The 14,607-nt window shown below is 62.2% G+C and carries 16 protein-coding genes; 3 read left to right on the top strand and 13 right to left on the bottom strand.

Features of this window, described 5'->3' with window-relative positions; all coding sequences use genetic code 11:
* Positions 1–49: 49 nt before the first annotated feature.
* The 10 genes from M1L53_RS05810 to M1L53_RS05770 form a co-directional block, all read right to left on the bottom strand.
* On the bottom strand, positions 50–574 hold the full coding sequence (locus M1L53_RS05810; protein ID WP_007726914.1) for a hypothetical protein: 525 nt from the start codon (positions 572–574) through the stop codon (positions 50–52).
* On the bottom strand, positions 571–1,809 hold the full coding sequence (locus M1L53_RS05805) for an MlaD family protein (RefSeq protein WP_042923604.1): 1,239 nt from the start codon (positions 1,807–1,809) through the stop codon (positions 571–573). The genes M1L53_RS05810 and M1L53_RS05805 overlap by 4 nt, the downstream gene beginning before the upstream one ends.
* Positions 1,806–2,879 (bottom strand): MCE family protein, encoded by a 1,074-nt coding sequence (locus M1L53_RS05800; RefSeq protein WP_042451872.1) that lies wholly within the window; start codon positions 2,877–2,879, stop codon positions 1,806–1,808. The genes M1L53_RS05805 and M1L53_RS05800 overlap by 4 nt, the downstream gene beginning before the upstream one ends.
* A complete protein-coding gene (locus tag M1L53_RS05795) occupies positions 2,879–3,958 on the bottom strand; it encodes an MCE family protein (RefSeq protein WP_037132219.1) in 1,080 nt (359 codons plus the stop codon). Before M1L53_RS05795 ends, M1L53_RS05800 begins: the two co-directional genes overlap by 1 nt.
* On the bottom strand, positions 3,955–4,569 hold the full coding sequence (locus tag M1L53_RS05790) for an MCE family protein (protein WP_369293748.1): 615 nt from the start codon (positions 4,567–4,569) through the stop codon (positions 3,955–3,957). The genes M1L53_RS05795 and M1L53_RS05790 overlap by 4 nt, the downstream gene beginning before the upstream one ends.
* On the bottom strand, positions 4,470–4,793 hold the full coding sequence (locus M1L53_RS34850) for a hypothetical protein (RefSeq protein WP_369293747.1): 324 nt from the start codon (positions 4,791–4,793) through the stop codon (positions 4,470–4,472). The genes M1L53_RS05790 and M1L53_RS34850 overlap by 100 nt, the downstream gene beginning before the upstream one ends.
* A 149-nt stretch (positions 4,794–4,942) precedes the next feature.
* The gene (locus M1L53_RS05785) at positions 4,943–5,953 is read right to left on the bottom strand and encodes an MCE family protein (RefSeq protein WP_042923608.1); all 1,011 of its coding nucleotides are present in this window, start codon (positions 5,951–5,953) and stop codon (positions 4,943–4,945) included.
* Positions 5,950–7,170 carry an MCE family protein gene (locus tag M1L53_RS05780; protein WP_261949207.1) on the bottom strand — a complete coding sequence of 407 codons (1,221 nt, stop codon included), beginning with the start codon at positions 7,168–7,170 and terminating at the stop codon, positions 5,950–5,952. The genes M1L53_RS05785 and M1L53_RS05780 overlap by 4 nt, the downstream gene beginning before the upstream one ends.
* Positions 7,131–7,976 carry an ABC transporter permease gene (locus tag M1L53_RS05775; protein WP_003945610.1) on the bottom strand — a complete coding sequence of 282 codons (846 nt, stop codon included), beginning with the start codon at positions 7,974–7,976 and terminating at the stop codon, positions 7,131–7,133. The genes M1L53_RS05780 and M1L53_RS05775 overlap by 40 nt, the downstream gene beginning before the upstream one ends.
* Entirely contained in the window at positions 7,976–8,830 is an 855-nt protein-coding gene (locus M1L53_RS05770) for an ABC transporter permease (RefSeq protein WP_003945667.1), read from the bottom strand. The genes M1L53_RS05775 and M1L53_RS05770 overlap by 1 nt, the downstream gene beginning before the upstream one ends.
* Before the next feature lie 228 nt (positions 8,831–9,058).
* Between M1L53_RS05770 and M1L53_RS05765 the strand changes: the two genes are divergently transcribed.
* Both M1L53_RS05765 and M1L53_RS05760 read left to right on the top strand, forming a co-directional pair.
* The gene (locus tag M1L53_RS05765; RefSeq protein WP_003945421.1) at positions 9,059–9,697 is read left to right on the top strand and encodes a carbonic anhydrase; all 639 of its coding nucleotides are present in this window, start codon (positions 9,059–9,061) and stop codon (positions 9,695–9,697) included.
* 97 nt (positions 9,698–9,794) lie between these two features.
* The gene (locus M1L53_RS05760; protein WP_007726893.1) at positions 9,795–10,538 is read left to right on the top strand and encodes a DUF4232 domain-containing protein; all 744 of its coding nucleotides are present in this window, start codon (positions 9,795–9,797) and stop codon (positions 10,536–10,538) included.
* A gap of 25 nt (positions 10,539–10,563) precedes the next feature.
* On the opposite strand, the gene disA is transcribed toward M1L53_RS05760, so the two are convergent.
* Complete coding sequence (gene disA, locus M1L53_RS05755; protein WP_024487741.1) at positions 10,564–11,649, bottom strand: DNA integrity scanning diadenylate cyclase DisA; 1,086 nt, start codon at positions 11,647–11,649, stop codon at positions 10,564–10,566.
* A gap of 96 nt (positions 11,650–11,745) precedes the next feature.
* On the opposite strand from disA, the gene M1L53_RS05750 reads away from it, so the two are divergent.
* The gene (locus tag M1L53_RS05750; RefSeq protein WP_054187917.1) at positions 11,746–12,306 is read left to right on the top strand and encodes a PaaI family thioesterase; all 561 of its coding nucleotides are present in this window, start codon (positions 11,746–11,748) and stop codon (positions 12,304–12,306) included.
* Between the two features lie 23 nt (positions 12,307–12,329).
* Here the strand turns inward: M1L53_RS05750 and radA are convergent, their stop codons facing one another.
* The gene (radA, locus tag M1L53_RS05745; protein ID WP_003945739.1) at positions 12,330–13,763 is read right to left on the bottom strand and encodes a DNA repair protein RadA; all 1,434 of its coding nucleotides are present in this window, start codon (positions 13,761–13,763) and stop codon (positions 12,330–12,332) included.
* 98 nt (positions 13,764–13,861) lie between these two features.
* Positions 13,862–14,497 (bottom strand): copper chaperone PCu(A)C, encoded by a 636-nt coding sequence (locus tag M1L53_RS05740; RefSeq protein WP_021342814.1) that lies wholly within the window; start codon positions 14,495–14,497, stop codon positions 13,862–13,864.
* Positions 14,498–14,607: the final 110 nt, after the last annotated feature.

Here is a 14,607-nt window from a genome sequence, read left to right as displayed (position 1 = left end):
CTTTATCGGCAGTCGCCGACACGGCTGTCTTTGACGCCCGACCGCCGGGTCACAACAACTGCACGTTACTCAGTTTCCACTCGCCGTCCTCGCGGACCAGCGAAAGTTGCATCCGGTTGCGGTCGATTCTCGGATCGGGGGAGTTGGTGTTCGTGATCGTCTGATCGAGGAACACGAGCACCTCGGCGTTGTCGCGATCACTGCTCGCCAACCCGGCTGAAATAATCTGAGCGGACGAGGTCGCCTGATACTGCACGATCATATTCTGAAGGTTGGCTGCCACCTGGGCGTACTGACCGGCGAATTCGCCGACAGAATTGTCACGGACCACGGAGAGATTCTGATCGAGGTTCTGGAAGTTGTACGTCGCAAGATCAGTGGCGAATTGCCGTCCGCTGTCCAGGGCGCTGACACGCGCGTTTTCGTCGACCGATTTCTGCCAGGTCGCGAATGCGCCCCATCCGAGCGCCGCGAGCACGACCAGGGCGCCGGCAACGATCGCTACGGTCTGCTTGCGAAGCCGCTTGGGCTTGTCGACGATTGTGGGCGTCTGGGGTTCGGTTGTCTCGGTCATTGCGTTCCTTGTACTAGTAGTGCGGCAAACGAGTTGTCACCGAGAACGGTGTTCTGACCACCGTTGAGGCCCAGACGAATCGACGTTCCGTCACCGGCTGCGACCGTTCCGAGGGCAGGATCGTATTCAGCAACCCCGTCGATCGTTCCAGTTCCGGTGGGGACGTTCTGCGATCCGCGATTCTGGATCCGGCCCGACTGGTCCGCGCAGTGTTGGTTCTTGTCGAGCGTGGTCGGTGAGGTGTCCTGTACCGATCGCCGGGGCGTGTCGTAGATACAGACCGGTCCGAGTGCTGTGATCAGATCAAGCTGTGCCCGTCCGTCTTTGACGATACTTCCGAACTTCTCGAATCCTTTGGGCACCACCACCAACAAGGCATCGACGGCGGGCATCCGTGCAGTGACGATCTGAGTGGAGACGAGAGAATTGGCCAACAGCAGACTGAACGGCTCACGACTCTGTTCGATGAGAGGCAGTATCTGATTGTCGAGAACACTCGGGCTTCGATCGAGGAGTGTGCGCAGTTGCGGATCGGAGTTTCGTACCTGATCTGTCAATTGGCGAAGTGTGAGTGCAACTTCGGGAAGAGCGTCAACATTTTCCTCGTTCGCAGTGAACAGTGAGCGCGAGTTCTCGACGAGTGTGTTGACACGCGGTTGATCGGATTGGACAGTGCGCGCGAGCACGTCGAAGTTGTCGACGAGCGCCTGCAGATCCGGACCCAATCCGTTCAATCCCTCGCCGAGTTCGTGCGAGAGGGTTCGCAGGTCTGCCGGATCGACGGTGTCGGCAGCAGCGTTGAAATTCGCAATCACGGTTCCCAACGCGACCGGGATCGAAGTGCGCTCAGTCGGAACGACGGAACCTTCAACCAGATACGGGCCGCCGTCGGTCTGCGAGGACAACTGAACTTTCAATACCGGAACGGCAGTGTCCTGGCTGATGGCCACATGCGAATCGTTGGGGATCTGTTTGTCGGCGGCGATGCTCAACGTCATCACGACGAGGTCCTGGGCAGAGTCCACCTCCACCGACTCGACGTCGCCGACGGTGACTCCGCGATAGGCCACTTCCGAACCGGGAGCGATTCCGGCCGCGTTCTCCAATTCGACGATGACCGAGAAGGTTCCGGTGAACGGATCTCCGGCACCGACTTGCCGGAGTACGTACGTCGTGCTGACCACCGCGATGAGGAGAAAGGCGGCGATCTCGAAATAGACGGTTCGGTTCTTCATCGCGTTCCTCCTTGCAGGGGTGTCGTGATCGGCAGTTCCCGATCGGAGGCGGGCAGAGGTGGCAGTGGCGGTGCGGCGCCCGGGATTATCTCGTTGAGCACTCCGGTCACGGTGCCCTCGACATCGACGTCGAGGTCGATGTTCACGTAATCGCCTGGGCTGGCACGCTCGAGGAGCACTCTTGCGTTGTCCAGGTTGGCCATCGTCTCACCCAGTGTCGGCCCCATTGCCGAGAACTGGTCGAGGATGGGTGACAGTCGTCCGGTGATCTCGGAAATCTGGTCGGCCGACTGGTCGAGTACGGAATTGGTTGCGGTACTGAGCCGATCGGTTTCGTCGAGTAGATCGAGGAGCGGTTGTCGTTGGTCGGCGATCACGCCCAATGCGGGTGTGAGTGTGCGCAAGCCTTCGTCGATGGTGGCGCTCTCGTCTCCGATCAGAGCGCTGAGCCGGTTCAGTGAATCCAGTGCCGAATTGATCGATTCCTTTCGGTCGTCAAGTGTTCCGAGAAAAGTGTCAAGGCGTGCAAGCAGATCGCGGATCGTCTCCTCCCTGCCGTCGAGAATCTGATCAGCCTCACTGACGATGTTCTTGACCTGCGCCAACCCACTGCCGTTCAACAGAGTTCCGACGGCGCCGAGCAGTTGTGCGACATCGGGTCCGCGCACGGTCTCCGATCGCTCGATGGTGGAACCTGGTTCGAGAATGGGGCCCGCTGGATCGACCGGAACTTCGAGGTTGACGAACGCATCGCCGATCGGGGTCGACAGTTCGATCCGAGCGCGGGTGCCGACAGGTAGTTCGATGTCCGACGCGATTTCGGTATGTACCACGGCTGCAAAGGTTTGCGCGCTCATCGACGTGACTCTGCCGACCACTGCCTGGCCGATCCGCACCTCGCCGCCGACGGGAAGTAACGACGCGTCGACGAATTCCATGTTCAGCGGGTACGACTCTCCTGGCAGACCGCGTCCGAGGGGGAGGTGCTGGAAGTTGAGACTGCAGCCGGTCAATGGCGCGGCGATGACAAGTGCCACGACAACGCTCACCACGGACTTGTTCGACGCCATCAGTTACCCCCACCGAGGATGCGTGCCAGGTCGGAGCTGCCTGCCGAAGGAAATTCGATGGGATTGACGATTCCCGGCCCTGTGCACAGCGGTATCGGCATCTTCTCGCACAGTTCTCTCGTCGTGTCGAACTGTGAGAGATCGGTGGCGACGTTCAATCGTGCTCTGGCTCGGCCTTCTTCGGTGACGAGGTTGGCGACGTTCTCGAATCCCGTTGGTGCCGTTTCGATGATCTCGCGCAGTTGATCCTGTTTGGTCGCGACTGCACCGGCCAACTGTGCGAGCGTACCCAGATCGGCGGTGACCGCCTCGCCGTGTTCGGCGAGTAGCGCTGAGACCTGTCCGAGCAACGTGGTCAGGGAATCGAGCGCCCCGCTGATGTCTTCTCGCTGGGCGCTGAACGTGCGGGCGGTGACTGTCACCGAGTTCGACAGGGAGTCGACCTTGGTCTGGTTGTCCGCGATCAACTGCACGAGGGTGTTCAGGTTCTTCACCAGTTCGGAGATGTCGGGACTTGCACCCGCCAGTACCGAACTGGCCTGTGAGATGGACCGAACGGCATCGTTGAATGCTTGCCCGTTGCCGTCCAACGCGTGGGCGCCTTCTCCGATGAGGTCACCGATCCCGCCGCCGTCGGCGCCAGGGCCGAGCGCCACCGTCAATTCGTTCACCGATGCGGTGAGTTGGTCCCACGTCAGCGGGGAGTGAGTGCGTTCGAGAGGGATCACCGCGCCGTCGGTGAGGAACTCACCGTCCTCGTAGCCGGGGCCGAGTTCGATCGTGCGGTCACTGATGACCGAGGGAGACAGGACCCAGGCCTGCGCGTCGGCGGGTATACGTGTTCCGGATGGCAGGCTCAGCGCCACTCGTACCCGGGACCCTTCCGGCGTGACGCTCTCGACCCTCCCGCTGGGAACTCCCAGAATCGTCACTGTGTTCCCGGTGAAGATAGCGTCGGTCGAGGTGAATTCGGCGGTGAGAGTGAGTCTGTGTTCGTCACGCGTGACGAACAGGACGGCACCGATCGCGCAGATCACAATCGCTGCCAGCACGGCGAGTTTCTTGACGGTCGTGGTCATCGACACCCCTGAACGAGCCCGACGACGCACAACCAGTTGTCCGGGATGAGGGTGGAGGGCGAGTTGAGGTCGAGCCAGTTGCCGTTACCGGTCGCGTTGGTGACGTAGCGGACGCTGGGGGCGAAGTTGTCGAGCAGTGTGGTCAGTGATTGTTCGTTCTCGGACAGAACTCCCGTCACCACGTGGATGTCTCCCATGACCGAGTCGATCAAAGCCTGGTTGTCGCCCAGGAACTGGGCAAGTGTGGTGCTCAACTGATTCAGTTCTTGTACAAGCGCATTCAGCACATCTCGCCGGTCGGCGATCGTGGACATCACCAGATCCGCATTCCCCAGAAGGGTTTCCAGAGTGTCCTTCTGCTCGATCAGTGTTGCGGTCGTCTGCTGCGCTCCGGTGAGAAGGGAACGGAGCGCAACGTCGTTGTCGTTGACTACTCCGGAGAGTGCGTCGATTCCCTCGAGTGAGCGGCGAATGAGTTCGGGATCGTCCGGTGAATTGTCGGACACCGCGGTCAGCATGTTTCGCAGTTGTTGCAGATCAAGGTTTTCCGACGTGGATTGTGCTCCTCGACCGAGATCGTCGAGAGTGAAGGGAACGCTCGTGTTCTCGATGGGGATGGTCGAACCTGCGGGTAACGAGCGCGATCCGTTCGGAGTGACGTCGAGCGAGCGTCGGCCGAGCAGAGTCGAGATCTTGATGTCCGCACGGGAGTCTTCGCCGAGAGTGACGCCGTCGTCGAGTCGGAAGGTGACTTCAACCGAGTTGCCGCTGACCGCCAAGAGGTGACCACCCCGCTCGGGACTCCCGCGACGTTGACCGGATCGTCCTGCGTCAACCCGGTGGCGTTGGCAAAGACGGCGTGGTACTCGTTGGTCTTGACCTTCAAGATCAGTTGAGGGACAACGAGTGCGGCCAGAACCACACCGACTCCGACGAGGATGCAGATGATTCCGTTGCGGACCGGGTTCTTGACGGTGAGCCAGTTCATCGGCACACCGCCGAACGCTCGGGGCCGCCGAGGGTCACCGATTGGTCCAGCGCGCTGAGCCGGAAGTTGCAGATGTAGATGTTCGCCCAGCTTCCGTAGCTCATCGCGATCCCCAACTGGGTGAACAGTTGATCGAAAGCGGTGATACCGGTCGCCAGCGACTCACGATTGTCGACGACGACGCGAGCCGACTGATCGATCGAAGTCAGCGCGCCAGCCAAGTCCGGTTCCACGCCCGTCACCAAGTCCTGAAGTGAAGAAGTCAGGGCGCCTGCGGAATCCACTGCGGCCGAGATCTGTTGGCGGTCCTGTGCCAAACCGCCGACCAGTGCGTCGAGCGTGTTGATCATCTCGACGAAGTTGGGTCGATTCGTCGTGGTCACGGTAAGGACCCGGTCGAGGTTGTTCAGTAGTTGGTCCAAGATCGCGTCCCGGGACGTCAAGTTCTCGGTGACGGCAACAGTGCGCTCCAGCAGGCTTTCGATGGTGGAACCTTGTCCTTGGAATACCTGGACGACCTGTGCGGCAAGCTCGTTGACTTCTGCGGGGTCAAGTGCGTCGAACAGGGGACGGAATCCGCCGAGGATGTCGGTGAGGTCGATCGCCGGCTGAGTCTGTTCCACGGGAATTGTGGCCCCGGGGGAGAGGTAGTTGCCTGTTGCGCGTTCGGTCTGTCCGGGTTCGATCGAAATTGTTCGCGCTCCCAACAGGTCTGCGTACCTCACCACAGCGCGACCGTCGGACGGAATACGTTGTGCAGATTCGAGTTCGAAGCCGACGACGGCTTGGTTGTTCACCAACTCGACGCTGTCGACGCGCCCTACTCGCACCCCGGCGATCTGAACATCGCTGCCGGTGACCAGGCCGGAGGCATTGACGAAGACGGCCCGGTACTGCGAACTCGACCCGGAGACTGGGTTGATCAGGGTGCTCACCACAACCACGGTGGCGAGAATCGACAGTGCAGCAAACAGTCCGAACCTGATCAGAGATTTCTTCACGCTCATCCGCCCACCACCGTCGTGCCGCGAAATACCGGCCCCGCCACGAGAGTGTCCAAAGCTGTACCGCCCTGGATGAGAGCCGAGATCAGGGACTGTTCGGCAGGGCTGCCGACCGGGCCGACGGTTCCGCCGAACGCGGTCGCGGCGGCAGGACAGTTGGGTCCGCGTGTTCCGTCGTACTGTGGGCAGTCGGTCTTTCCGTACGGATACAGATCTGTGACGGACAGCCGTAGATCGGTGCTGAGCCACGGACCATGCGCCAACGCGGGCGGGAGCTTGATCGTGAGCTTGCGCAGGCCGTTGTAGAAGGTGGTGATGTGGTCCGGCCGCGAAGTGATTGCGCCGGTGAGGGAATCGGCGTCGTCGACCAAGGTGATCATGCGGTCGCGATTGTCACCGATCAGACTCGTGGCAGCAGCTCCCGTGCTGGTGCCGGCACGCAGAAGCCCCGCCAACCCGTCGGATCTCTCGACGACGGTCTTGGATGTGGTGATGGAGTTCTCGAATGCGGCGAGCATGTCCGGCGCACTCGTCGAGAGACTGTCGGCGAGGGTGGCTATGTCGTCGAGGTCGTCACCGAGTCCGTCGATGACGGGCTGCGCACCGACCAACGCTTGGTGGACTGAATCGAGCGATTCGCCGATCTGGTTTCCCTTGCCGCTCAACGCGTCCGAGACTGCCGTGAGTGCGACGTTGATGTCGGCGGGGTCGAGGGAAGAAACGAGCGAGTAGATCCGTGAGATCGATTGGTAGAGCTGGACCGCGACTTCGGACTGATCGGATACCAATTCGGTACCCGGCACGAGAGCAGGACCACGCGAGAGTCCGTCAGGTTGAATCAGGTCTACGAAGAAGTCGCCGAAGATGTTGCGGGGCATCAGTCGCACCTGACTTGTCGACGGTATGTCCTCGAACGCTCCCTCGTCGATCGCGAGTGAGACAGTCGAAGCGGTGGTGCCCGGCTCGATCTCGGCCACAGCGCCGACGACGACGCCGCGGTACTGTACCGAGGATCCGACTCGCAGCGCACCGGCACTGGCGGGGACGACAGCACTGACCTGCGGTGTGGAACCGGTGGAGTCCGTACCTCTGCTGAACAAGAAGACGTAGGCGAGGATCAGGATGACCACGGCGAGTAAACCCCGCAGTGCCAGGGTGATTCGGCTGGAATTCGTGACGATCATCCGGTCAGCCCGGGTACGTGAGGTTTGAGTCCCCACAGCGCAATGGTCATCGCGACGTCGGTGAATGCAAGGAAGACGATGCTGGTGCGCAACGCTCGTCCGGCGGCTCGTCCGACGCCTTCGGGTCCACCCGTCGCGGTGTAACCGTAGTAGCAGTGCACGAGGGTCACGACGACCGCGAACACCATGACTTTTATCAAGGACAACCAGATGTCGTTGGGAGAGAGGAAAAGACTGAAGTAGTAGCCGTACGTTCCCTCCGACTGGCCTTTGACCCGGATCACCGCAAGCGCCGTTGCCATGTACGAAGCAAACAGGCCGACCAGGTACAGCGGGACCACCGCGATGAGCGCCGCGATCATTCGGGTGGTGACCAGGTACCGCAGCGAGGGAATCGCCATGACTTCGAGCGCGTCGATTTCCTCGGAGATCCGCATCGCTCCGAGCTGCGCGGTGAATCCGGTTCCGACCTTGGCTGCCAGGGTGATTGCGGCAACGAGTGGTGCCACCTCGCGAGTATTCGCGATGGCGGACATCACGCCGGACAGCGGTGCGAGACCGACGAGGTTGAGTCCGCGGTAGCCCTCGAGCCCGATCTGGGAACCGGCGAAGAACGAGATCGCGAAGATCACGACGACGCTGCCGCCTCCGGCGAGCAGGGTGCCCGAACCGAATGCCACCTGGGCGACGAGACGGGCGACTTCACGCCAATAGCGCTTGAGGGTTGCCGGAATCGAGGTGATGACACGCGCGTGGAACGTGAACTGATCGCCGAGCCGACTCAGGCCGTCGACGGTCCGCGAACTGACCCTCTTGGCACGAATTGCGATGGGCAGGTGCATCAATAGGCACCTTTCACCGAGACGAACAGTGGGTAGAACTGAGTAATTGCGAGGTTGGCGACAAACACGAGGACAAACGAGAGCACGACGGTCTCGTTGACTGCGTCGCCGACGCCTTGAGCTCCGCGCTTGACGGTCAGGCCCTTGTAGCAGGCCACGATTCCCGAGATGAGAGCAAAGGCAACGGCTTTGATGCCGGAGACGACGAAGTCGCTGGGTTGACTGAATTGAACGAGATTGCGCAGGAAACTCTGTGCGTTGCCGTCGAGTATCAGGACGTGAACGAAGAGGCTTGCGCCCAAACCGATTACGAGAACTATCGAGTTCAGTAGGAGGCAGACGACGGCAATGGCGATCATCCGGGGTACGACCAGGCGTTCGAGCACGGGTAGACCGAGCACTTCGAGTGCATCGATTTCCTCGCGTATCGTTCGCGCTCCCAAATCTGCGCAGATTGCGGAACCGCCGACACCGGCGATGATCAGGGCGCACACCAGGGGGCCGGCCTGTCCGATGATGAGGAACGCGACGACGGCACCGCTGTACGCACCCGCGCCGATTTGATCTGCGAGCGCACCGATCTGCAGTGCTACCCCGACACCGAGGGGAATCATCACCAGAGCGGACGCGACCGAGGTGACGTGGGCGAGAAACCACATCTGGTCGAGCGCCTCACGCCAGGCGAGGCGCTTGTGTCGAAGAGACGTGAACGCCGCAACGCACACGCGAACGGTGAAGGTGAAGAGCAGTCCGATCTCGGAGAGCAGGTTCGAGAACATGTTCGTCTTGGCGGGGGAGACAGCAGTTGTTTCCCCGGTTGTTCCATTCCCGGTCGTCGTAGCTTCGGTGCTCACGCCATCCCCCTCTCCGGCCGAATCGTTCTGGTCGGGTTTCTTCGATCAGACTCGGGAGCTCGAAGTGCTCCAGATCACGTTCGGAGACGGTATCAGGAAACTGACTCTGAAGTAAGTTCCATTTCGGCCACTTCATCACCGGGCGCGAGTGTCGACGCGGAACTTTCGTTTGCGTCCACGCAACCTTCCCGGCGAGAGCCCGAAATGCGGCGGGTGCACAATGAGTGAATGCCACGATCAAGCCCCATTTCCGCTTGGAAGTCCCTTCGCGAAGGCAACGAGCGATTTGTCAACGACGCGTCCATTCACCCCAGCCAGGGAATCGCGGACCGCGCGAAACTCGTCGATGGGCAGCACCCCACAGCGGTGCTGTTCGGTTGCGGTGATTCGCGCGTAGCCGCCGAGATCATCTTCGACCAGGGGCTCGGCGACATGTTCGTCGTGCGCACTGCAGGTCACGTGCTCGACGATTCGGTGCTCGGTTCCATCGAGTACGCGGTTCACGTGCTCAACGTGCCGCTCATCGTCGTACTCGGGCACGACGGTTGCGGTGCCGTGAAGGCAACGCTCGACGCCCTGGACGAGGGCGCAGTTCCCGACGGATTCATCCGCAGTGTGGTCGAGCGTGTTGCTCCGTCCATCCTGATGGGCCGCAACGAGGGCTTGTCCACCGTGGACGAACTCGAAGGCCGTCACGTCGTGGAGACCGGCTCGCTGATCATGCAGAGGTCCCGGATCATCGCCGACAAGGTGGACAAGGGTGCGTGCGCGATCGTCGGCGTCACGTACACGTTGTCCGACGGTCACATGCGAGTTCAGGGCGCAGTCGGCGACATCGGCGAGAGCGTCGAGACCGTCGAGGGTTAGATCTTCCGGGGCAGTGGTACCTGGCAGCAGACAATGGGTACCGACACGCCGCCTCAGCTGACGGTTAGTGGACCCTGCGCCAACTACCGTTGAGTCCGTGTTGGAACCTAATGGACCACTGCCCCCCGAGATCTACTGGCGTCGCCGGGCGCTGGCCATTGGTGCCGCCGTCATTGCACTGGCGTTGATCATCTGGGCGGCGTCCGCCCTCTTCGGCGGTGGAAGTGATACCCCGGAGGCCGACTCGGCCGCTGCGAGTTCCTCGCTGACGACGGACGTCTCCTTCACCCCCAACCCTTCCGGCTCCAACGCGCCGGACGGTGGCGGTGGCTCGGGTGGCGGCGCTGCCGGTGGATCAGGTGGCTCGGGCACGCAGGCTTCGGGATCGTCTTCGTCTTCTTCCTCTTCGTCGACCACCGGGGCTCCGGTCCCGGCCGGTCAGTGCGCCGACTCGTCGCTGGCAGTCAAGGCCACCGCAGACAAGGCGACCTTCGCTCCCGGCGAAGAGCCGTCGTTCACGATCGTCATCACCAACATCGGTTCGGCACCCTGTGATCGAGATCTGGCGGGCGGCCTTCAGCAGGTGCTCGTCTACAGCATCGACGGCAAGACCCGGTTGTGGTCCAACGTCGACTGCTACCCACAGCCCGCAGCCGACGTACGCAATCTCGCGCCCGGCGAGCAAGCTGCGTTCAAGGTCGCCTGGTCGGCCACGACGTCGACCCCCGAGTGCGCGACCGCGCAGAACCCCGAGCGCAATCCGGTGGGCGCAGGCGCTTACACGGTTGTCGGGCAGCTCGGTGCACTGCGAAGCTCCCCGGAGCCGTTCAACATCGCATGAGCGCGGGCAAGCCCGAACAGGCCCGCTAGTTGAAGGATCCGGTGATCGACGTTTCCGCGAGCCGGGAAAGTCCCTCACGGATGTGACGGGCCCACAGCCCGCCGATGCCCTCGACCGACTGCAGATCGGCAGCCGTAGCGGCCAGCAGCGACTGGAGAGTGCCGAAGGATCCGACCAACCGGTGGATCTGATGGAACTGCAATCGAGGTACACGCATCAGCACGCGATATCCGCGAGGAGTCATCGGAGTGTCGAGGGCTTCGATCGTGCCCGGATAACCGAGAACACGCGCAAGAGTCGTGAGATCGAGTAGATCGGCGTCGGTGACGCGATCGAGTGCGACGAGGACGTTGTCCATCGCCGCGGTGCCGATGGGTTCGGGACCGGCAAGATAGTCCCGAACGATGAGTTGACGTGCAATGTCGTTGTCGCCGACCAGTTCTTCGAGCTGCAGTGCCAACTGGCGACCGTCGGTGCCGAGTTCGAGGACATCTTGTTCGATTTCGATCGACACGCGGCGAACCATTTCGAGGCGCTGTACGACGGTCAACGCGTCGCGCAGAGTCACGAAATCCTCGATCTCGACGACCGACAGTTGCCGTGTCACTTCGTCGAGTCGCGCTTTGTATCGTTCGAGCGTCGCGACGGCCTGGTTGGCGCGCGAAAGTATGGTGGCCGAGCCGTCGATGACGTGCCGGATGCCGCCGACGTACACACTGACGATCGACATCGACTGACTGACCGAGACCACGGGATAGCCGGTCTGAATTGCCGTGCGCTCGGCAGCGCGGTGCCTCGTGCCGGATTCGACGGTGGGAATCTTGTGATCGGGAACCAGCTGGACGTTGGCACGCACGATGCGTGTGCCGTCCGTCGAGAGGACAACCGCGCCGTCCATCTTCGACAGCTCGCGCAATCGGGTCGGTGCGAACTCCACGTCGAGGTTGAATCCGCCGTCACACAGCGCTTCCATTTCCTCGTCGTATCCGAGGACGATCAGCGCGCCGGTACGGCCGCGCAGAATTCGTTCGAGCCCGTCTCGCAAAGCGGTACCCGGCGCCAACCTGGCGATGGTCTCTCGCAATGCCGACGACGACTGTGTGTCCGCCATCGCACTGATCATTGAGAAACTCCCTGCTGAGGTCGATGTCACTTCGGTCGGGTCCGATGCCTGCGCCGGACGGATCCCCGTTTAGATTACCTATCCATGAGTAGTACCTGGACCCTGCCTGATGACCTGACTGTCCCGGAGCCGGTCGAATTCTTTCCGGCCGCCGGCGAGAAGCTGCCTCAGCACTGGTCGAAATGCTTCGGCTGCGGCGACGACCAGCCTGCGGGAATGGCGATGAGTTTCAGGGCTGGTAACGGACTGGAAGTGACCGGTCGTCTGGAGGTCGCCAAGAAGTATCAGGGCGGTCCAGGTGTCATTCACGGCGGCATTCTGTCGACGGCATTCGACGAGGCTCAAGGTATGGCATGTATGGCTCTCGGCTCGCCGGTGGTGACCGGGCACCTCGAGATCGACTTCGCCCGGCCGATCCCGTTGGGATCGGTGCTCGAATTCCGGGCTCGCATCGACGGCGTTGTACGCCGCAAGGTCTACACCAGTGCAGAAGCGGTGATCGTCGAAGGTCCGACAGCGGATCCGGACGCGGTGGTGGGAACCTCCCGGGGACTGTTTCTGACCATCACCTCGGAACACTTCGCCAAGACCAAGGAGTTCGTGGACGGCGAACCGACGTCCCCGTTCGGCACCTCGTCGGTCTGACGAGGTAGTCGGCCGAACGACGATCACTTCACCGGCGTGAGCTTGGGGCGAGAGGGGGCTTGTTTGCCGCCCATCAATCCGGCGTAGGCCAGTGCCTCCGCCAGATTCGCTACTTCGTTGACGCGCATGCCGGGAATGTTCGGGCCGGAATCGACCGGCACGATGGCGCTGGTGAATCCCAGTCGGGCAGCTTCGATCAGCCGTCGGTTCACCCCGGCAACCCGTCGAACCTCCCCGGCGAGTCCGACCTCGCCGAGGATGACGAGCCCCTTGGGGACGGGTTTGGCTTTCACGGCGGAAGCGACCGCAATGGCGAGAGCCAGATCGGCACCCGGCTCGGTCATCCGCATACCGCCGACGGTCGCGGCGTAGACGTCGGCCTTCGAGATCGACACTCCGACGCGGCGTTCCAACACGGCCAGAACCATGGCCACACGGGCGGTGTCGAGCCCGCTGACGGCTCGGCGAGGTGTCGGTAGCGGCGTGGCGGCGACGAGCGCCTGAACTTCACCGAGTAGAGGTCGCTTACCGTCCATCATCACGGTGACGGCAGTGCCTTCCACAGCTTCTTCACGGTGATGCAGGAACAGGCCGGACGGATCGCTGATCTCGTTGATGCCCTGCTCGCTCAGCTCGAAGCATCCGACCTCGTCGGCCGCACCGAATCTGTTCTTCACGCCGCGGACCATGCGCAGGGTGGAGTGCTTGTCACCTTCGAAGTGCAGAACCACGTCCACGAGATGCTCGAGCGAGCGCGGACCGGCGACGGCGCCGTCCTTGGTGACGTGGCCGATCAGAAGCACCGGGATTCCACTGGCCTTGGCCAGGGAGGTCAGGGCGCTGGTGACGGCCTTGACCTGAGTCACGCCGCCGACGACTCCGTCGACGTCGGCAGCAAGCATGGTCTGCACCGAGTCGACGATGACCAGTGTCGGTTTGACCTGCTCGATGTGGCCGAGGATGGTCGCGAGATCGGATTCGGCCGCCAGATACATCCGTTCGTGGACAGAGTTGGTGCGATCTGCCCGAAGTCGAACCTGACCGGCAGACTCCTCGCCCGTGACGTACAACGCTCGATCATCCGCGCTGCGCATCGCCCAGCGGTAGACGACCTCGAGAAGTAGCGTCGATTTTCCGACGCCGGGCTCGCCCGCGAGCAGCACCACCGAACCCGGTACGACGCCACCGCCGAGGACGCGGTCCAACTCACCGATCCCCGTGGGTTTGGCCTGCGTTGAGGTGCTGTCGATCTGTGTCAGCGGCGTGGCCGGCGTCGTAGGCAGCACGGCGCTTGATCCTGCTTTGGCGAGTGAGGCGCCGGCGCGACTGGCGACGGGTGCCACTACGGCGACCTCGGTCATCGAGCCCCACGAATCGCAGTCCGGACATCTACCGACCCACTTGGGCACTACCGACTGGCATTCGGAGCAGCGGTAGTTCGATTTCACTTTGGCCACCGGGACAGACTAGAGGCGGGGTCCGACATGGACCCCGCCTCTAGTGTGATTCTGAAGTTGTTCTGCGAGGCGCATTGTGCGCCTTGGTGATTCGAGGCTCAGTGCCCAGCTTCTGCAACGTCGGGTGACTTGTCCGACTCGTTGCGCTCGAGCTGCGGGCCGGCGTCGACAGGTACGTCGACGGTGACCGATCCGGCCTTCTCGAACTTGAAGGTGATCGGGACGGTCAAGCCGGGGCGAACGCCTGCCTTGATGTCCTGCAGAACGACGAGAGTGAGCGCAGCGGGTGCGTCGTCGTTCTCTTCGTTGTTCTTGATCTGGGTCTCGGCCTCGGTCGCGGCGCCTTCGCCTGCGGGCAACTGACCGGCCTGCAGCGACGTCTGCGGCTTGATCGTCAAGCCACCTACCTCTTCACCTGCGATGACGCGTGCTGCGTAATCGGTGGTGATGCTGACGAGCTTGTCCGTGGTCTCGGCGCTGTCGTTCACGACGGTGAACGCGAGCACGGCGTTGCCGCCCGGCTCGATGCTGTATTCCTCGGACGAGGGGTAAGCGATGTGCACGTTGCGCAGTGCGATCTCACCGAGGTTGGCGCTGTTGCCGTTCACGGCGGCCTGCTGGACGGCGGTCTGGCTCACCTGTCCGGAACCGCAAGCGGACAGCGCGATGGCTGCGCCTGCAGCCAGTGCAATGGCGGTAGCGACTCGACGAGTCGGCTTACGGATAGCAGTCACGATTTGTCCTCCACGGCGTCAGGTTCGCACTCCACTAGGCAGAGTAGTAGATAAGGTCCCGCGGGCTGGCCGTCGGGTCGCCACAACGGTTGTCTGCGTGGGCTTTCAGT

Source organism: Rhodococcus sp. T9N, assembly GCF_024436645.1.
In the GTDB taxonomy this organism is placed as follows: domain Bacteria; phylum Actinomycetota; class Actinomycetes; order Mycobacteriales; family Mycobacteriaceae; genus Rhodococcus_F; species Rhodococcus_F qingshengii.
Note: the sequence above shows the minus strand (reverse complement) of the source record. Positions and strands in the feature narration are given on the sequence as shown.